The sequence below is a fragment of the Jiangella muralis genome, from assembly GCF_001270745.1.
GTDB lineage: Bacteria > Actinomycetota > Actinomycetes > Jiangellales > Jiangellaceae > Jiangella > Jiangella muralis.
Genome location: NZ_KQ434752.1, coordinates 276,641 through 294,005 on the forward strand (window position 1 = coordinate 276,641; position 17,365 = coordinate 294,005).

Here is a 17,365-nt window from a genome sequence, read left to right on the forward strand (position 1 = left end):
CTAGCGGGCGACCTCGGTGAAGGCGGCCGTCAGCAGCTGCGGGTCGGGGGCCTCGAGGATGCCCGGCTTGCCGAGCGCGTCGAGGACGACGAAGCGGAGGCGGTCGCCGCGGGTCTTCTTGTCGACGCGCATGGTGTCGAGCAGCCGCGGCCAGGCCTGGCCGTCGTACGACGTCGGGAGGCCGAGCAGCTCGAGGATGCGGCGGTGCCGGTCGGCGGTGTCGTCGTCGAGCCGACCCGCCAAACGCCCCAGCTCGGCGGCGAACACCATGCCGACGGAGACGGCGGCGCCGTGGCGCCACTTGTACCGTTCGAGCTTCTCGATGGCGTGGCCGAGTGTGTGCCCATAGTTGAGGATCTCGCGCAGCCCCGACTCCCGCAGGTCCGCACCGACCACGTCGGCCTTCACCCGCACCGACCGCACCACGAGGTCGCGCACGTACGGACCGTCGGGCCGCGCCGCGCCGGCGGGGTCGGCTTCGACGATGTCGAGGATCGCCGGGTCGGCGATGAAGCCGGCCTTGATCACCTCGGCGAGGCCGGCGACGTACTCGTTGACGGGCAGCGACGACAGCGCGGCGAGGTCGCAGAGCACGCCGGCCGGCGGGTGGAACGCGCCGACCAGGTTCTTGCCCTCGGCGGTGTTGATACCGGTCTTCCCGCCCACCGCGGCGTCGACCATGCCGAGCACCGTCGTCGGCACCGGCACCCAGCGCACCCCGCGCAGCCAGGAGGCCGCGACGAAGCCGGCGAGGTCGGTGGTCGCGCCGCCGCCGATGCCGACGATCGCGTCGGAGCGGGTCATGCCGATGCGGCCGAGCACCGACCAGCAGTACGCCGCCACCTCGGCGGTCTTCGCGTCCTCGGCGTCGGGCACCTCGACGGCGTGCGCCTCGAGCCCCTGCGCCACGAGGTCGTCACGGACGGCGTCGGCGGTGGTGCGCAGCGCCCCCGGGTGGATGACGGCGACCCGCTGGACGCCGTCGCCGAGCAGGCCGGGCAGCTCGCCCAGCAGACCGGTACCGACGACGACGTCGTACGGGTGCTCGCCGCCGACGTGGACCCGGGTCGGCGCGGCGGTGTCAGCGGACATGCTTGACGACCTCGTCGGCGATGTCCTCGGGGTCGCGGCCGGCGGTGTCGACGGTGACCGTGGCGGCCTCGACGTAGACCGGCCGGCGTTCGTCGAGCAGCCGCTTGAGCTGCGACCGCGGGCTCTCCAGCAGCAGCGGGCGGTCGCGGTTCATGCCGACCCGCGAGACGGCGTCGGCCAGGCCGACGTCGAGGAAGACGACGACGTGGCCGGCCAGCAGCGCGCGGTTCTCCGGCGCGACGACCGCGCCCCCGCCGAGCGCCAGTACGCCGTCGTGCTCGGCGAGCGCTGTCGCGACGGCGGATCGCTCCAGCGCCCGGAACGCCGCCTCGCCGTCGTCGACGAAGATATCGGTGATCGGTTTGCCGGCCGCGCGCTCGATGTCGGCGTCGGTGTCGCGGAACTCCGTGCCCAGCCGCCGCGCGACCAGCGTGCCGACGGTGGTCTTGCCGGCGCCGGGCGGGCCGATGACGACGACGCGCGGCGCCATCAGCGCACTTCCAGCCGCGACGGGATGGCGTCGAGGTACGTCCGCAGGTTGCGGGCGGTCTCGGTGACGGAGTCGCCGCCGAACTTCTCCAGCGCCAGCTCGGCCACGACCAGCGCGACCATCGCCTCGGCGACGACGCCGGCGGCGGGCACGGCGCACACGTCGGAGCGCTGGTGGTGCGCCTTGGCGACCTCGCCGGTGGCGATGTCGATGGTGCGCAGCGCCCGCGGGATGGTCGAGATGGGCTTCATGGCGGCCCGGACCCGCAGCGTCTCGCCGGTGGACATGCCGCCCTCGATGCCGCCGGAGCGCCCCGACGTGCGCCGCACGCCCCCGCCGTCGACCGGCACGATCTCGTCCTGCGCCTTGGAACCACGGGTGCGCGCCAGCTCGAAGCCGTCGCCGACCTCGACGCCCTTGATGGCCTGGATGCCCATGAGCGCGCCGGCGAGGCGCGCGTCGAGCTTGCGGTCGCCGTGCACGAAGCTGCCGACGCCCGGCGGCAGGCCGCTGACGACCACCTCGACGACGCCGCCGAGGGTGTCGCCCTCGTCGTGGGCGGCGTCGACCTCGGCCACCATCTGCTTGCTGGTGTCGGCGTCGAAGCAGCGCAGCGGGTCGGCGTCCAGGTACTCGACGTCGTCGGGCCCCGGCAGCGGCGAGCCGGCCGGCACCGCGACCGTCCCCAGCTCGACCGTGTGGCTGACCAGCCGGACGCCGTAGGCCTGCTGCAGGAACGCCGACGCGACGGCGCCGAGCGCCACCCGGGCGGCGGTCTCGCGGGCGCTGGCCCGCTCGAGCACCGGGCGTGCCTCGTCGAAGCCGTACTTCTGCATGCCGGCGAGGTCGGCGTGGCCGGGCCGCGGCCGGGTCAGCGGCGCGTTACGGGCGCTGCCCTCGAGCACGGACGGGTCGACCGGATCGGCCGACATGACCTGCTCCCACTTGGGCCACTCGGTGTTGGCCACCTCGATGGCGACGGGGCCGCCCATGGTCAGGCCGTGCCGCACGCCGCCGACGAGCGTGACCGCGTCGGCCTCGAACTTCATCCGGGCGCCGCGGCCGTACCCGAGCCGCCGCCGCGCCAGCGCCGCGTCGACGTCGGCGGTCGTGACCTCGACCCCGGCCGGAAGTCCTTCGAGGATCGCGACCAGGGCCGGCCCGTGCGACTCCCCCGCTGTCAGCCATCTGAGCATGCTCGAATTCTCCCACGGCGGGCCTGCGGTCCCGTCGGGAGGCCGCGGCAGCGCTGGTCTAGGCTCGGCAGGGTGCCGCACGAGATCGATCCAGCCTTCATCGCCCTGCCGATGCGCTCGCTGGCCGACGCCGCGTTGCAGCGGGCCCGCGACCTCGGCGTCGAGCACGCCGACTTCCGGCTCGAGCGTATCCGTTCCCAGGATCTCTCCTTCCGCGACGGCAAGCTCGAGGGCAGCCGCGACGGCGAGGACGTCGGGTTCGCGGTCCGCGTCCTGCACGAGGGGACGTGGGGGTTCGCCGCCACCGTCGACCTCACCACCGACGACGCCGCCAAGACGGCGGAGCGGGCGGTCGACCTCGCCAAGGTCTCCCGTCGGCTGAGCCCGGCCCGCACGGAGCTGGCCGACGAGCCCGTCCACCCCGACGTCACGTGGGTGTCGGCCTACGAGGTCAACCCGTTCGAGGTCGCCGACACCGAGAAGATCGACCGCATGGTCGGCCACTCCGTCCGCGTCCTCGCCCAGGACGACGTCGACCACGTGACGGCGCAGCTGCAGCAGGTGCAGGAGAACAAGTTCTACGCCGACACCCGCGGCACCGTCACCACCCAGCAGCGGGTCCGGCTGCACCCCGTCTTCGAGGCGGTGAAGGTCGACCCGCAGAGCGGCCGGTTCGAGACCATGCGCACGCTCGCCGCACCGGCCGGCCGCGGCTGGGAGTACGCCACCGGCGCCGACGGCGTCGTCGACTGGGGCGCCGCGCTGGACGAGCTGGGGCCGCTGCTGGCGGAGAAGTTCGCCGCGCCGAGCGTCCGGGCCGGCCGCTACGACCTCGTCATCGACCCGACGAACCTGTGGCTGACGATCCACGAGTCGATCGGGCACGCCACGGAGCTCGACCGCGCCCTCGGCTACGAGGCCAACTACGCCGGCACCTCGTTCGCCACGCTGGACCAGCTGTGGACGCTGCGCTACGGCTCGCCCGTCATGCACGTCACCGGCGACCGCACCACCCCGCACGGCCTGTCCACCATCGGCTACGACGACGAGGGCGTCGAGGCGCAGCGGTGGGACATCGTCAGCGGCGGCACGCTGGTCGGCTACCAGCTCGACCGCGCCATGGCCGCCGCCAACGCCAGCGCGCTGGGCACCAGCCGCTCCAACGGCTGCGCGTTCGCCGACTCCCCCGGCCACGTGCCGGTGCAGCGCATGGCCAACGTGTCGCTGCAGCCGGCCGACGGCGGCCCGTCGACGGAGGAGCTGATCGGGCAGGTCGACGACGGCGTCTACGTCGTCGGCGACAAGTCGTGGTCCATCGACATGCAGCGCTACAACTTCCAGTTCACCGGCCAGCGGTTCTACCGCATCCGCGGCGGCGAGCTGGACGGCCAGCTGCGCGACGTCGCGTACCAGGCCACCACCACGGACTTCTGGGGCTCGATGGCCGCGGTCGGCGGGCCGCAGACGTACGTGCTGGGCGGGGCGTTCAACTGCGGCAAGGCACAGCCGGGTCAGATCGCCCCCGTCTCGCACGGCGCGCCGTCCGTCCTGTTCCGCGACATCCGCGTGCTCAACACCGCCGAGGAGGGTGGCCAGTGACGCCCCAGGAGATCGTCGAGCGCTGCCTCGAGCTGTCGAAGGCCAGCGGCATGCTCGTCCTGGTCGACGAGGGGTCGACGGCGAACCTGCGCTGGGCCACCAACGCGCTGACGACGAACGGCGTCACCCGCGACCGGTCGGTCACCGTCATCGCGACCGTCGACGGCGGCAGCGGCACCGCATCCGGCGTGGTCGCCCGCAGCGCCGTCACGCCCGAGGGCCTGGAGCCGCTGGTCCGCGCCGCCGAGCAGGCCGCCCGCGACAACGGCCCGGCCGAGGACGCGCAGCCGCTCGTGCCGGGCGACGCCGGCTCGGGCTGGGCCGACCCGCCCGGCGAGACGTCGCCCGAGGTGTTCGCGCACATCGCGCCCGCTCTCGGCGACGCGTTCAGCCGCGCCGACGACGAGCGGCGGCTGCTCTACGGCTACCTCGAGCACGGCGTCCGCACCACGTACCTCGGCTCGTCGACCGGGCTGCGGGCCCGGCACGAGCAGCCGACCGGGCACATCGGCATCACCGGCAAGTCCACCGACAAGACCCGCTCGGCGTGGGTCGGCCAGTCCTCGCGCGACCTCACCGACGTCGACGTCACCGCGCTCGACGCGGAGCTGACCAAGCGGCTGGGCTGGGCGCAGCGGACGGTCGAGCTGCCGGCCGGCCGCTACGACACCGTGCTGCCGCCGACCGCCGTCGCGGACCTGATGATCTACGCGTACTGGACGATGAGCGCCCGCGACGCGGCGGACGGCCAGTCGGTGTACTCCGCGCCGGGCGGCGCGACCCGGGTCGGCGAGCGGCTGTCGAAGCACCCGGTGTCGCTGTGGTCCGACCCCGCCGCGCCGGGCCTGGAGTGCGCGCCGGCGGTGTACGCGCACGCGTCGTCGACCGAGACGAGCGTGTTCGACAACGGCCTGCCCATCGAGCGCACCTCGTGGATCGAGGACGGCACGCTGCGGGCGCTGCTGCAGACCCGTTCGTCGGCCGGCCTGACCGGACTTCCGACCACCCCCGCCGTCGACAACCTCGGCCTCACCGTCGACGGCGGCACCGGCAGCGTCGACGACCTCGCGGCCGGTGTCGAGCGCGGCCTGCTGCTCACCTGCCTCTGGTACATCCGCGCCGTCGACCCGCAGACGCTGCTGCTCACCGGCCTCACCCGCGATGGCGTCTACCTGGTCGAGAACGGCGAGGTCACCGGCGCGGTGAACAACTACCGGTTCAACGAGAGCCCGGTGGCGCTGCTCGACCGCTTCACCGCGGCCGGCGCGACGGTGCCGACGTTCAGCCGCGAATGGGGCGACTACTTCCCGCGGACGGCGATGCCCGCGCTGCGGGTGCCCGACTTCAACATGTCCTCGGTGTCTCAGGCGTCCTGACGCCGCGCGCTTAGCATCGGCTACGAGGCTAAGCGATGCTAAGCTGGTTCCATGGCATCGGATATCGCGTGGCCGGCGATCGGCTGGGAGGCGCATCCCTGGCGCTCCACCCTGCCGCCCGAGCTGGTGTCACGGCGGCTCCGCGAGCGCCACAGCGGCCTCTACCGCGCCGCCGTCGTCCCGCCCGTCGCGGCCGCTGACGTCGCCCTGCCGTCGGCCGTGCTGGCCCTGGCGGACGAGGCATCCGTCGAGGTCGCCAGGTACGACGTCGAGGTCGGGGCCAACATGGCGCCGTTCGGCGCATTGCTGCTCCGCTCCGAGTCGGCGTCGTCGTCACAGATCGAGAACCTCACCTCGGGCGCCCGGGCCATCGCCCTGGCCGAGCTCGACGACGGCACCCGGTCCAACGCCACGCGCATCGTGGCGAACGTCCGGGCCATGGAGGCGGCCATCGATCTCGCCGACCGGCTGAGCGCCGACGTCGTCCTCGCGATGCACGCGGCGCTGATGGCGCACGATCCAGAGCATTCGCCCGGCCGGTGGCGCGACCAGCAGGTGTGGATCGGCGGCACGAACGTCGGGCCGCACGAGGCGGCCTTCGTGCCGCCGCATCATGCCCGCGTCGGCGCGGCGATCGACGACCTCATGACGTTCGTCCACCGTGACGACATTCCCGCACTCGTGCATGCCGCGCTCGCGCACGCACAGTTCGAGACCATCCACCCCTTCACCGACGGCAACGGACGCACCGGGCGGGCACTGATCCACGCCATGCTGCGGGCCAGGGGCCTCACCAGGAACGTCACGGTGCCGGTGTCGGCCGGACTGCTCACCGACACCGACGGCTACTTCGCCGCGCTGACCGCCTTCCGGGCCGGCGACCCGGCACCGATCGTCACCGCGATGGCCGAGGCTGCGCTCATCGCCGTCGGCAACGGGCGTCACCTGGTCGCGGACCTCGACGCCACCCGGGACCGCTGGAGCGCACGGATCACGGCACGGCGCGATTCCGCCGTGTGGCGGCTGGCCGACCTGCTCGTGCGTCAACCCGTCATCGACGCGGCCATGGCCCAGTCCGAGCTCGGGACCACGTCGGCGAACACGCACGGCGCCATCCGGCAGCTCGAGGAGGCCGGCGTCATCACGGAGTTCTCCGGCCGGCGCCGCGGCCGGTACTGGCAGGCTCCGGAGATCCTGGCGGCGCTCGACGACTTCGCCGCGCGGGCCGGGCGGCGCGGCCACCCGGCCCGCTGAGCAGGTGGTCGGGCGTCCTGACGCGATGGTGCGTTCAGGGCCCGCCGCGACCATCCGCTCGGCCAGCCGCCGGCTTCACGCTTATACGTTTGACCGCGTGACCGGGGTCACGTCAAGAGGGCGGCGCCGATTGCCTTCCGGCCGTCAGCCGGTCACCAGGACGACGCCGAGCCCCGCCACCGCGAACGCGCCCAGCACCCCGGCGGAGACGATCGACGCGAGGCACAGATAGCCGGTGAACTGCAGCGACACCGGCAGGAAGGGTGCCACCCGAGGGAGGTCGGAGAACCGGTCGAACACGTCCTTGGTCAGCTGGACGCCGGCCCAGACGCCGCGCGCCGCCCGCCCGGCGCCGCGCAGCCCCGGTCCGGCCGACCGCACCTGCTCCAGGGCGTCGCCGGCCCGCGCCCACGCCCCGGCGACGTCGTAGGCCTCGCCCAGCTCCGCCGCCAGCTCGTCGACCGGATCGACGGCGCGCACCAGCCGGCGCCGCCGCCACAGCAGCGCCAGCCCGGGCGCCGCGCCGGCCGCCGCGACGGCGAGGAAGAACGGGCGCCCACGGTCGGCCGCGAGCCCCTCGATCACCAGCAGCAACGCCGGCGGCAGCGGCAACACGCCCGCGACCAGCAACGGGATCCGCACCCGGCGGACCAGCACGGCCAGCGCCCGGGCCAGCTCCCGGATCAGCGTCGCGCGCGCCTCACCGGCCGACGCGGCCGCGTCGACCGCCGTCCGCCGCCACCGGTCGAACCGGCCCTCGTTCACCGTCATGCGTGGCCTCTCAGGTGGCGCGGTAGGGAAGGAGGACGACCCGCTCGGCGTCGCGGTCCAGCAGCGCCGGCTCCAGCCCGGACAGCGCCGCGACCTCGTCCGTCGTCGCGTACCCGCCGCGCAGGTCGCGCGCCACCACGAACGCCTCGGCGGTCTCGCGCGCCCAGCCCAGCGCCGTCGCCAGGTCGCCGGCGCCCAGGTTGTTGAGGTCGACCAGCCCGCCGTCGTCGTAGTCGCGATCGGCGTCCGGCCGGCCGATGCCCAGCTCGTGCGCCATGGCCGGGTCGCGGGCGACGATCTCGCGCGCCTGCCGGCGTCGTTCCCGGCCGGCGAGGATCTCGCGCACCGCCGGGTGATCCGCCGCCTCCGGGACGGCGGCCGGGTCCGGTTCGTACGGCGGCAGCTCGACCGTCTCCTCCGGCCGCGCGAAGACCACCGGGCGGGCCTTCAGCGCCGCCGCCAGCCCGCCGACCAGCGTGCCGACGATCAACAGCCCGAACGCCGCACCGTCGTCCTCACCCGCCGCGAACAACGCCACGATGCCGCCGCTGCCGAGCAGCAGCGGCAACGCGACCGAGGCCCAGCCCGCGCTGCGGGTGCGCCACCACGCCTGCGTTGCCGGCAGCCACGCCAGGGAGGTGAGGCTGAGCAGCGGGATCAGCACCCACAGCGCCTGGCCGATGCCGTGTCCCAGCCGCTCACCGAACGAGTCGTCACGCCGATTCATGGGCGTAAGGGTGCCATGCGCTCACCGCGGCGCTGCCGTTGCCACACCAGATCAGGCGCGGGGAAGGACGAATTCGTAGCCGGCGGCGCGGAGGGTCTCGATGATCGCCGGCAACGCCGTCACGGTGCCCGCGCGGTCGCCGCCGCCGTCGTGCAGCAGGACGATCGCGCCCGGGTGGATGTGCTCGGCCACGTAGTCGTGGATGGCGCGCGCGCCGGGCTTGCGCCAGTCCCCCGGATCGACGCTCCAGCCGAGCGGGACCTGGTCGTGCCCGGCGGCGATCTCGTTGACGTTGGCGGCGAAGTTGCCGCCCGGCGCGCGGAAGAACGGCACGGCGACGCCCGGGACGGCGTCCTCGATGGCGTCGAGGGTGCCGGCGATCTCGTCGTCGATGACGCCGGGGTCGCGGTCCGGGAGCGAGGTGTCGTGGCTGATGGTGTGGTCGCAGAGCCGGTGGCCCTCGTCGGCGATCTCCTGGACGAGCTTCGGGTACAGCCGCGCCATCTCGCCGACCAGGCAGAACGTCGCCTTGATGTCGTACTGGCGGAGGATGCGCAGCACCTGCGGGGTCTGCTCGGGATGCGGGCCGTCGTCGAAGGTGAGGGCGACGGTGCGGCCGTCACGGCCGGTGAGGCGGCGGGTGCCGGCCTTGTCGACCTCGGCGACCGGAGGCTTGCCGTCCTCGGCGGCCGGGATCAGCGATATCAGCCGGGCCGGCGTCTTCGGCGCGGCCTGCTGGGTGGTCTCGGCGGCGGCGGACGTGCTGCCGGGCGGGTCGCTGCGGGCGGCGCCGACGATGACCCCGACGATGAGGCACAGGATCAGGGCAGCACGGAGCTGTCGGGACACCGGTACCACCCCACTTCAGTCAGGACGAATCCATCGGAACCCGGCAGGTGCGACGGTACCGGCGCAGCATCACAGACCCGGTGAGGCGCGCCGAATGCGCTTTCCCTCCCAGACCGCCCACCCTGCGGAAGGCCGCAGGACGATCTCTGCGGTGACCTTCATCGCGCCGGCCCGCCCAGATCCCGTACCTTCGAGTCGTGAACATCCGCCTCTCCCCGGAAACCGAGCTGACCGGCCTGGCCGGCTGGGCCGTCGACCTCATGGACTCCATGGGGGCGGTCGGCGCCGGCCTCGCCATCGCCGCCGAGAACCTGTTCCCGCCGCTGCCCAGCGAGGTCATCCTGCCGCTGGCGGGCTTCACCGCGAGCCGCGGCGACATGAACCTGGCGGCGGCGATCATCTGGACGACGGTCGGCTCGGTGGTCGGCGCGCTGATCTGGTACGCCGTCGGCGCGGCGGTGGGGCGCGATCGCACCCGGTCGATCCTGGCGGCGCTGCCGCTGGTGAAGATGACCGACGTCGACAAGGCGGAGGCGTGGTTCGGCAAGCACGGCGTGAAGACCATCTTCTTCGGCCGCATGATCCCGATCTTCCGCAGCTTCATCTCCATCCCGGCCGGCGTCGAACGCATGTCGCTGCCGATCTTCCTGGCCTTCACCGCGCTCGGCAGCGCCATCTGGAACACCGTGTTCATCCTGCTCGGCTACCAGCTGGGGCAGAACTGGGACTCCGTCGAGCAGTACATCGGCATCCTGCAGTACGCGGTCATCGCCGCGGTGGTCGTCGCGGTGGCGGCGTTCGTGATCCTGCGGGTCCGGTCCAACCGGCGCGACGGTGAGCGGGCCCGGCACCGGGTGCGCCGTCAGGACCCGAGGTAGCGCAGCACCGCCAGCACCCGGCGGCTGTAGCCGCCGGCGGCATCGGCCGCAGCAGCGCCGCGACCGTGGCGCTCAGACCAGCTCCTGCGGCTTCTCCCCCGGCGACTCCGGTGACCCCTCCGCACCGGGCGCGGACTCGGCCGATCCGGCCTCGGCACGGCGCCGGTTGCGCACGCCGATGCGGTGCCGGATCAGCTCGACCAGGCCGGTGACGGCCAGTGCGATGCCGAGCCCGACGCCCAGGCCGAGCAGCGGGTTGTCCTCGAACGCGTGCCCGCCCACGTAGCCGATCATGCCGGAGTAGATGCCCCACGACAGCGCCGCGATGGCGTCGAAGAAGGAGAACTTGCGCAGCGGGTACTCGACCGTGCCGCAGGTCAGCGTGACGGCCGTGCGCCCGCCCGGGATGTACCGCGCGACGATGAGGATGACGCCGCCGCGCTCGTTCAACTGGCGTTCGGCCCAGGCGAACATCGCGCCGGATCTCTTGCCGCCCTCGATGCGGTGCCTGACCCTGGTGCCCGCGGTGCGGCCGATGAAGTACGAGATGTGGTCGCCGACGAACGCGCCGGCCGCGGCGGCCAGGATGACGAACAGCAAGTTCGGCACGCCGTCGGCCGCGGCGAACACGCCGGCCGTGATGACCAGCGTCTCGCTGGGCACGGCCGGGAAGAAGCCGTCGATGGCGGAGATGGCGAACAGCACCACGTAGACCCAGGGCGACCCCATGACGTCGCGGGCGGCCTCGATGATCGCGTCGTTCATGGTCCCCCGTGTTCTCCGTTCGCCGAGTGGTCACCTCCGACCCTACGTGGCGCGGCGGCACGAGACGTACGACCTCAGTCGGACGCCGACCCTGGACTTTCGGATGCGGGTGGGGGTGTCGCCCCTCAGTCCTGGAACGCCTCCGGCGACGGGCACGAGCAGACGAGGTGGCGGTCGCCGTACGCGCCGTCGATGCGGCCCACCGGCGGCCAGTACTTGTCCTCGCGGCTGGACGCGGACGGGTAGACGGCGCTGGCCCGGTCGTACGGGTGGGACCACGCCGCGACCAGCGACGACGCCGTGTGCGGCGCGTTGACCAACGGGTTGTCGTCAACCGGCCACTCACCGGCGGCGACGCGGCCGGCCTCGGCGCGGATCGCGATCATCGCGTCGCAGAAGCGGTCCAGCTCGCCCTTGTCCTCGGACTCGGTCGGCTCGATCATCAGCGTCCCGGCGACGGGGAACGACATGGTCGGCGCGTGGAACCCGTAGTCGATCAGCCGCTTGGCGACGTCGTCGACGGAGATGCCGGTGGCCTTGGTCAGCGGCCGCAGGTCGACGATGCACTCGTGCGCGACCAGTCCGCCGCGGCCGGTGTACAGCACCGGGAAGTGGTCGCGCAGCCGCACGGCGACGTAGTTGGCGTTCAGCACCGCGGTCTGGGTGGCCAGCTTCAGCCCGGCCGGGCCCATCATCCGGATGTAGGCCCACGGGATCGGCAGGATCGACGCGGACCCGAACGGCGCCGCCGCGATGGGCCCGACGCCGGTCGCGGGGCCGGCCTCCGGCAGCAGCGGGTGGTTCGGCAGGAACGGCGTCAGGTGCGCGCGCACGCCGATCGGGCCGACCCCGGGACCGCCGCCGCCGTGCGGGATGCAGAACGTCTTGTGCAGGTTCAGGTGGCTGACGTCGGCGCCGAACTCGCCCGGCTTCGCCAGCCCGACCAGCGCGTTGAGGTTGGCGCCGTCGACGTACACCTGACCCCCGGCCGCGTGCACCAGCGCCGCGATCTCGGTGATGCCCTCCTCGTAAACGCCGTGCGTCGACGGGTACGTGACCATGATCGCGGCCAGCCGGTCGGCGTGCTCGTCGATCTTCGCCCGCAGGTCGGCGAGGTCGACGGTGCCGTCGCCGGCCGCCGCGACCACCACGACCCGCATGCCGGCCATGACCGCCGACGCCGCGTTGGTGCCGTGCGCGCTGGACGGGATGAGGCACACGTCGCGCTGCTCGTCGCCGTTGGAGCGGTGGAACGCGCGGATCGCCAGCAGCCCGGCCAGCTCGCCCTGCGACCCGGCGTTCGGCTGGATCGACACCGCGTCGTACCCCGTCACCGTCGCCAGCCACCCCTCCAGCTGGCGGATCAGCGCGAGGTAGCCGTCGGCCTGCTCGACCGGCACGAACGGGTGGATGCCGGCGAACCCGGGCCAGGTGATCGGCTCCATCTCGGTGGCCGCGTTGAGCTTCATGGTGCACGAGCCGAGCGGGATCATGCCGCGGTCGAGCGCGTAGTCCTTGTCGGCGAGCTTGCGCAGGTAGCGCAGCATCGACGTCTCGGACCGGTGCGTGTTGAAGACCGGGTGGGTGAGGTACGGGCTGTGCCGGCGCAGCCCCTCGGGGATCGCGACGGAGGCCGCGGCGGCCGTCCCGGCGACGCCGAACGCGCGGAGCACCCGGGTGAGGTCGGCGCCGGTGGTGACCTCGTCGCAGGCGATGCGCACGTCGTCGACGCCGGCCGGGCCGAGGTTGACGCCCAGCTCGGCCGCATCGGCGACGACGGCCGCCGCGCGGCCCGGCACCCGGGCGAGGACGGTGTCGAAGAACGCGTCGTGGACGACCTCGACGCCGCCGGCCCGCAGCGCCGCCGCCAGCGCCGTCGCGTGACCGTGCACCCGCGACGCGATCTCGCGTAGCCCTTCGGGACCGTGCCAGACGGCGTACATCGAGGCGACGACGGCCAGCAGCACCTGCGCGGTGCAGATGTTCGACGTCGCCTTCTCCCGGCGGATGTGCTGCTCGCGGGTCTGCAGCGCGAGCCGGTACGCCTGCGCGCCGGCGGCGTCCTTGGAGACGCCGACCAGCCGGCCGGGCAGCCCGCGCTCCAGCCCGGTCCGGACCGCCATATACCCGGCGTGCGGCCCGCCGTACCCGAGCGGCACCCCGAACCGTTGCGACGTCCCGACGACGACGTCGGCGCCCAGCTCGCCGGGCGGCGTCAGCAGCGTCAGGGCGAGGAGGTCGGCGGCGACGGTGACCAGCGCGCCCCGCTGGTGCGCCGCCTCGATGACCGGCGTGAGGTCACGGACGCGCCCGGACGCGCCCGGGTACTGGACGACGACCCCGAACAGCTCGCCGTCCGGCAGCCCCTGGTCGAGGTCGGCCACCACGACGTCGATGCCCAGCGGCTCGGCCCGGGTCTGGATGACCGCGATGGTCTGCGGCAGGCAGTCGGCGTCGACGACGACGGTGTTCGCGGCACCGCGGACGGACCGGCGCATCAGCGTCATCGCCTCGGCCGCCGCGGTGGCCTCGTCGAGCAGGCTGGCGTTGGCCGTCGGCAGGCCGGCGAGGTCGGAGACCATGGTCTGGAAGTTCAGCAGCGCCTCGAGCCGGCCCTGCGAGATCTCCGGCTGGTACGGCGTGTAGGCGGTGTACCAGGCCGGGCTCTCCAGTACGCGGCGGACGACCACCGGCGGCGTCACGGTGTCGTGGTAGCCGAGGCCGATCATCTGGGTGTGCGGCCGGTTGCGCCGCGACAGCGCCCGCAGCTCGTCCAGCGTCTCGGTCTCGGTGCTGGCCGGCGGGAGGTCGAGCGCATCGAGGTTGCGGATGGCGTCCGGCACGGCCGCCTCGACCAGCGCGTCGAGCGACTCGTACCCGACGGCGTCGAGCATCTTCGCGATCTCTTCGTCGCGCGGCCCGACGTGCCGGGCGACGAAGGGCGCCTCGCTGGCGATCTGGGACAGGGACATCGGCGGAGCTCCTCGGACACGTGTGGACGAGTTCGCTCCCCCTCTGTCGCCGTTGACACGACTTCAGAGTGGCCTCGCCCGACCGGTCCTTGCTGCCTGAGAGGTTGGCGGGGATGTTGCCCCTTCGGCGCCTCACACCGTGTGGTGCGAGAACTCTCCCGGCCCGGGTCCACAGCTCGCCGTCAGCATAGCTCGCCGCCGCTCGGGCTGCGACGCGGACGCGCGAACGGCCGCCCCGGTCGGTGTCTCGTCGCGATGTCAGTTGCGCTCCCACCGGGCTTTTGCCTGGTCCTTCCGATACCGGCGGCGGAAGCTGAAGAGCGGCAGCTCTTCGAGCGGCACCGGCACCCGCCGCAACGGGTGGCTGTCCCACCACTGGCTGTCGCATTCCACCACCCATACCGGCAGATGCGACGGATAGTGCCGGCCTGCGGCGTCACGTCGCTGGATCAGCGGCGTGGTCAGCACCACCTCGCCGTCGTGGGTGACGAGCGCGGGCCGCATTCCGCATGCCTTCAGGCAGGTGACCACCAGGTCCCACCCGGGCACGGTTCGCCCCGCCTCGGCCCGGATGATCGAGGACGCCCCGACGCCAGCCCGCTCGGCGAGTTCTCGCTGGCTCAGCCCGGCGTGCGCCCGAGCCGTCCGGAGCACGGTGCCTGCTCGCACGAGGCTGATGCGATCAACGGGGTGGGCGCCCTCGTGGCCCCAGGCGGGTAGCCCGGCCCGGCGGGTGTGGTGGGGGTGGTCGGGTTTGGCGGCGAACGCTGGATCGATCATGTGACCATCCGACCACGCCCGATCCTGCTCGCGGCCGGTCTCGGACCCGATTGTGGACGACGGCGCCGATTCACTCACCCTGTGGACGAACCGCCCACCGGCGGCGCTGACGCCCGATCCAGCGGAGCGGCGAGGCCCGTTCTCGGCCGCTGGTGCTCTGCCGTCACATCCGACCGCATACCACCATCGCGCGATCGAGCTCTGCCGTCACATCCGACTGCAGAGCACCAGCGCGCCGATCGGTGTCCTGGTGGGTCGGTGAGCTGCGGCGATACCAGAGCTGGCGCCGCGGAGACTGGGGCCGGTGCGGTGTCGACATCGCCATCGCACGCAGAACCCACATCTCTGGCAGCTCCGGCAGCCCCGCCGATTGCGAGGTGAACAGCCCGGTGTCGGCGGCGGTGCGGTGTCTGCGACGTGAACGGCCGAGTGTCGGCGTCGAGGCGGTTGCTGCCCGGAGACGCAGAACGCCCGTATCGCCCGACCACGAGAGCCGGCGACGCGGGCGTCCGCGAGAGCTGTGCGGCCCTACTCTCCAGCGGCGCGTGCGCGGCGGCGGGCGGCGAGCTGGTCGCCGGGGTGCTCAGCCGGCGGCTCGCCGGGCTTCTCGGCCGGCAGCTGGACGAGGGTGGCCTCGATCTCGCGCCACACCCGGCCGACGGCGATGCCGAAGACGCCCTGGCCGCCCTGCACGAGGTCGACCACCTCGTCGGCGGACGTGCACTCGTAGACGCTGGCGCCGTCGCTCATCAGCGTGATGCCGGCGAGGTCCTCGACGCCGCGGTCGCGCAGGTGCGTCACCGCGGTGCGGATCTGCTGCAGCGAGACACCGGTGTCGAGCAGCCGCTTCACGATCTTGAGCACCAGGATGTCGCGGAACGAGTACAGCCGCTGGCTGCCGGACCCGGCGGCGCTGCGGATGCTCGGCTCGACCAGCCCGGTGCGAGCCCAGTAGTCGAGCTGGCGGTACGTGATGCCGGCGGCGCTGCAGGCGGTGGGCCCGCGGTAGCCGACGTCCTCGGGGACGGGCCCGACCATGCCCTCGAACAGCAGGCCCTGGCGGGTGGCGGCGCGGCCGGCCGCGGCGGTCCGGCCGGCGTCACCCGCCGTGCCGGTACCGGATGTGCTGTCTGCGCTCACGCCGACCCCTTCATGGTCCCAAGCCGATTGCGACATCGTGTTACACCAGTGACGTTAGGCCCGGGCCTCACGGCGGTCAATGCAACACGCGGCAAGTCTCAAGCTCGACTTCAGCTCTAGACAGAAATCACACCAGTCACACGAGTAACACGCGCCTCGGGCAGCCGGGCGGCCCCTTCAGCCGCTGAAGTCTTCCGGGGTGACCTCGTCGAGGAACTGGCGGAACCGGGCGACCTCGTCCTCCTGCTCCTCGGAGTCGGGGTCGGCCATGAGGACGCCGGCTTCGTCGAGCAGCGGCTCGGAGGCATAGATGGGCGACCCGGTGCGCAGCGCCAGCGCGATGGAGTCGGACGGGCGCGAACTGATCTCGAGCCCGCCGGACAGCACCAGCTCCGCGTAGTAGGTGTTGTCGCGCACCTCGGTGATGCGGACCTGCTCGAGCGTGATGCCGGCGGCGTCGAGCACGTCCTTGAACAGATCGTGGGTCATCGGCCGCGGCGGCACGACGCCCTGCTGGGCGAACGCGATGGCCGTGGCCTCCACGGCGCCGATCCAGATGGGCAGGAAACGGTCACCACCCACCTCACGCAGAAGGACGATGGGCTGGTTGGAGGGCATCTCCACTCGGACGCCCACGACGTCTAGCTCGCGCACGACTTCAACACTACCCCTGCGACGGGCCGGGCCCAGCCGCGGAACCAGCCCGCGGACGGCACCGCGCACGCCCTGCGGACGGCACTGCGCACGCCCGGCGGACGGCGTCAGCGCGACAGCCGCCGCGTCCCCGCGTCGACGAGCGCCGCGTGCAGCCGGACGGTGAGCCGGGCGACGTCGGCGGCGGTCTCTTCGGCGCGGCCGCGGGAGTCGGCGCTGCGCTGGCGGAACATCGGCGCCACCACCTGCTCGACCAGCCCGACCTGCCGTTCGGCGGCGGTCCGGACCGAGCGCAGGTGCCGCGGCTGCAGCCCATACTGGGCCAGCTCGGCGGCCGTGCGGGCGACCAGCAGGGCGTCGGCGTCGTACGCACCCCCGCGACGCGCCGTCACCATCCCGTAGGACTCCAGCTCGGTCAGCAGCTCGTCGGAGATGGCGGCCGCCTCCAGCAGCGACGCGCGCGGCAGCAGCACCTCGTCGCTGGCTGCCGCGGCCGCGGTGTACGGCGTCACGGTGCTGCCCTCGGTGACCAGCTCCATGCCCCGATCAAGTTGGCCGAGCTGCTCTTTTATCACCCGCAGCGGCAGGTAGTGGTCGCGCTGCACGGTGAGGACGTAGCGCAGCCGGGCGACGTCGTCGTGGCTGAAGCGGCGGTAGCCCGACGGCGAGCGCTGCGGCTCGACCAGGCCCTCGGTCTCGAGGAACCGGATCTTGGAGATGCTGACGTCGGCGAAGTCGGGCCGCAGCTGGGCCAGCACCTCGCCGATGCTCATCGTCTGGCCGGCCGGCGCGGCGTCGCGCCGCGCCGGCCCGGAGGCACGC

General features: G+C 73.1%; 16 protein-coding genes and 1 riboswitch. Of the genes, 4 read left to right on the top strand and 12 right to left on the bottom strand.

What is annotated here, in order from left to right; all coding sequences use genetic code 11:
- Genes aroB through aroC form a run of 3 tightly spaced genes read right to left on the bottom strand, consistent with a single transcriptional unit; the run spans position 1 to position 2,778 of the window.
- Entirely contained in the window at positions 1-1,092 is a 1,092-nt protein-coding gene (aroB, locus tag ACW62_RS04255; protein ID WP_053202835.1) for a 3-dehydroquinate synthase, read from the bottom strand.
- Positions 1,082-1,582, bottom strand: coding sequence for a shikimate kinase (locus ACW62_RS04260; RefSeq protein ID WP_053202836.1), 501 nt, complete (start codon positions 1,580-1,582; stop codon positions 1,082-1,084). The genes aroB and ACW62_RS04260 overlap by 11 nt, the downstream gene beginning before the upstream one ends.
- Positions 1,582-2,778, bottom strand: a complete 1,197-nt coding sequence (gene aroC / locus ACW62_RS04265; RefSeq protein ID WP_053202837.1) for a chorismate synthase — start codon at positions 2,776-2,778, stop codon at positions 1,582-1,584. Before aroC ends, ACW62_RS04260 begins: the two co-directional genes overlap by 1 nt.
- Before the next feature lie 72 nt (positions 2,779-2,850).
- Here aroC and ACW62_RS04270 point away from each other — a divergent pair, with 72 nt between their 5' ends.
- The 3 genes from ACW62_RS04270 to ACW62_RS04280 are packed head-to-tail and all read left to right on the top strand — an operon-like array spanning position 2,851 to position 7,007.
- Complete coding sequence (locus ACW62_RS04270) at positions 2,851-4,377, top strand: TldD/PmbA family protein (protein ID WP_053202838.1); 1,527 nt, start codon at positions 2,851-2,853, stop codon at positions 4,375-4,377.
- Between the two features lie 50 nt (positions 4,378-4,427).
- Positions 4,428-5,753: a metallopeptidase TldD-related protein gene (locus ACW62_RS04275; RefSeq protein WP_083459289.1), complete on the top strand. Its 1,326-nt coding sequence runs from the start codon at positions 4,428-4,430 to the stop codon at positions 5,751-5,753.
- Positions 5,754-5,804: 51 nt separating this feature from the next.
- Positions 5,805-7,007, top strand: a complete 1,203-nt coding sequence (locus ACW62_RS04280) for a Fic family protein (protein WP_053202840.1) — start codon at positions 5,805-5,807, stop codon at positions 7,005-7,007.
- 144 nt (positions 7,008-7,151) lie between these two features.
- Here the strand turns inward: ACW62_RS04280 and ACW62_RS04285 are convergent, their stop codons facing one another.
- From ACW62_RS04285 to ACW62_RS04295, 3 genes are read right to left on the bottom strand one after another with little or no spacing between them, the layout of a single operon-like run.
- Positions 7,152-7,778: a hypothetical protein gene (locus ACW62_RS04285; RefSeq protein WP_053202841.1), complete on the bottom strand. Its 627-nt coding sequence runs from the start codon at positions 7,776-7,778 to the stop codon at positions 7,152-7,154.
- Positions 7,779-7,788: 10 nt separating this feature from the next.
- A complete protein-coding gene (locus ACW62_RS04290; RefSeq protein WP_053202842.1) occupies positions 7,789-8,505 on the bottom strand; it encodes a hypothetical protein in 717 nt (238 codons plus the stop codon).
- A 51-nt stretch (positions 8,506-8,556) separates the two neighbouring features.
- Complete coding sequence (locus ACW62_RS04295; protein WP_053202843.1) at positions 8,557-9,354, bottom strand: polysaccharide deacetylase family protein; 798 nt, start codon at positions 9,352-9,354, stop codon at positions 8,557-8,559.
- A 260-nt stretch (positions 9,355-9,614) separates the two neighbouring features.
- Here ACW62_RS04295 and ACW62_RS04300 point away from each other — a divergent pair, with 260 nt between their 5' ends.
- Complete coding sequence (locus tag ACW62_RS04300; protein ID WP_083459291.1) at positions 9,615-10,232, top strand: DedA family protein; 618 nt, start codon at positions 9,615-9,617, stop codon at positions 10,230-10,232.
- A 72-nt stretch (positions 10,233-10,304) separates the two neighbouring features.
- Here the strand turns inward: ACW62_RS04300 and ACW62_RS04305 are convergent, their stop codons facing one another.
- The 6 genes from ACW62_RS04305 to ftsR form a co-directional block, all read right to left on the bottom strand.
- Entirely contained in the window at positions 10,305-10,997 is a 693-nt protein-coding gene (locus tag ACW62_RS04305) for a DedA family protein (protein ID WP_053202845.1), read from the bottom strand.
- 125 nt (positions 10,998-11,122) lie between these two features.
- Positions 11,123-13,969 carry an aminomethyl-transferring glycine dehydrogenase gene (gcvP, locus tag ACW62_RS04310; protein WP_053202846.1) on the bottom strand — a complete coding sequence of 949 codons (2,847 nt, stop codon included), beginning with the start codon at positions 13,967-13,969 and terminating at the stop codon, positions 11,123-11,125.
- A gap of 73 nt (positions 13,970-14,042) precedes the next feature.
- Positions 14,043-14,140: riboswitch (glycine riboswitch) on the bottom strand.
- Between the two features lie 87 nt (positions 14,141-14,227).
- Complete coding sequence (locus ACW62_RS04315) at positions 14,228-14,749, bottom strand: helix-turn-helix domain-containing protein (RefSeq protein ID WP_053202847.1); 522 nt, start codon at positions 14,747-14,749, stop codon at positions 14,228-14,230.
- Positions 14,750-15,277: 528 nt separating this feature from the next.
- On the bottom strand, positions 15,278-15,889 hold the full coding sequence (locus ACW62_RS04320; protein ID WP_053202848.1) for a MerR family transcriptional regulator: 612 nt from the start codon (positions 15,887-15,889) through the stop codon (positions 15,278-15,280).
- Between the two features lie 177 nt (positions 15,890-16,066).
- A complete protein-coding gene (locus tag ACW62_RS04325) occupies positions 16,067-16,543 on the bottom strand; it encodes a bifunctional nuclease family protein (RefSeq protein WP_053202849.1) in 477 nt (158 codons plus the stop codon).
- A 107-nt stretch (positions 16,544-16,650) separates the two neighbouring features.
- The gene (gene ftsR / locus ACW62_RS04330; protein WP_053203121.1) at positions 16,651-17,316 is read right to left on the bottom strand and encodes a transcriptional regulator FtsR; all 666 of its coding nucleotides are present in this window, start codon (positions 17,314-17,316) and stop codon (positions 16,651-16,653) included.
- Between the last annotated feature and the right edge of the window lie 49 nt (positions 17,317-17,365).

Bases quoted from the DNA above. Each gene is read 5' to 3' on its own strand.
- aroB (WP_053202835.1), bottom strand. From the start codon at position 1,092: ATGTCCGCTGACACCGCCGCGCCGACCCGGGTCCACGTCGGCGGCGAG.
- ACW62_RS04260 (WP_053202836.1), bottom strand. From the start codon at position 1,582: ATGGCGCCGCGCGTCGTCGTCATCGGCCCGCCCGGCGCCGGCAAGACC.
- aroC (WP_053202837.1), bottom strand. From the start codon at position 2,778: ATGCTCAGATGGCTGACAGCGGGGGAGTCGCACGGGCCGGCCCTGGTC.
- ACW62_RS04275 (WP_083459289.1), top strand. From the start codon at position 4,428: ATGCTCGTCCTGGTCGACGAGGGGTCGACGGCGAACCTGCGCTGGGCC.
- ACW62_RS04280 (WP_053202840.1), top strand. From the start codon at position 5,805: ATGGCATCGGATATCGCGTGGCCGGCGATCGGCTGGGAGGCGCATCCC.
- ACW62_RS04285 (WP_053202841.1), bottom strand. From the start codon at position 7,778: ATGACGGTGAACGAGGGCCGGTTCGACCGGTGGCGGCGGACGGCGGTC.
- ACW62_RS04290 (WP_053202842.1), bottom strand. From the start codon at position 8,505: ATGAATCGGCGTGACGACTCGTTCGGTGAGCGGCTGGGACACGGCATC.
- ACW62_RS04300 (WP_083459291.1), top strand. From the start codon at position 9,615: ATGGACTCCATGGGGGCGGTCGGCGCCGGCCTCGCCATCGCCGCCGAG.
- ACW62_RS04305 (WP_053202845.1), bottom strand. From the start codon at position 10,997: ATGAACGACGCGATCATCGAGGCCGCCCGCGACGTCATGGGGTCGCCC.
- gcvP (WP_053202846.1), bottom strand. From the start codon at position 13,969: ATGTCCCTGTCCCAGATCGCCAGCGAGGCGCCCTTCGTCGCCCGGCAC.
- ACW62_RS04315 (WP_053202847.1), bottom strand. From the start codon at position 14,749: ATGATCGATCCAGCGTTCGCCGCCAAACCCGACCACCCCCACCACACC.
- ftsR (WP_053203121.1), bottom strand. From the start codon at position 17,316: ATGAGCATCGGCGAGGTGCTGGCCCAGCTGCGGCCCGACTTCGCCGAC.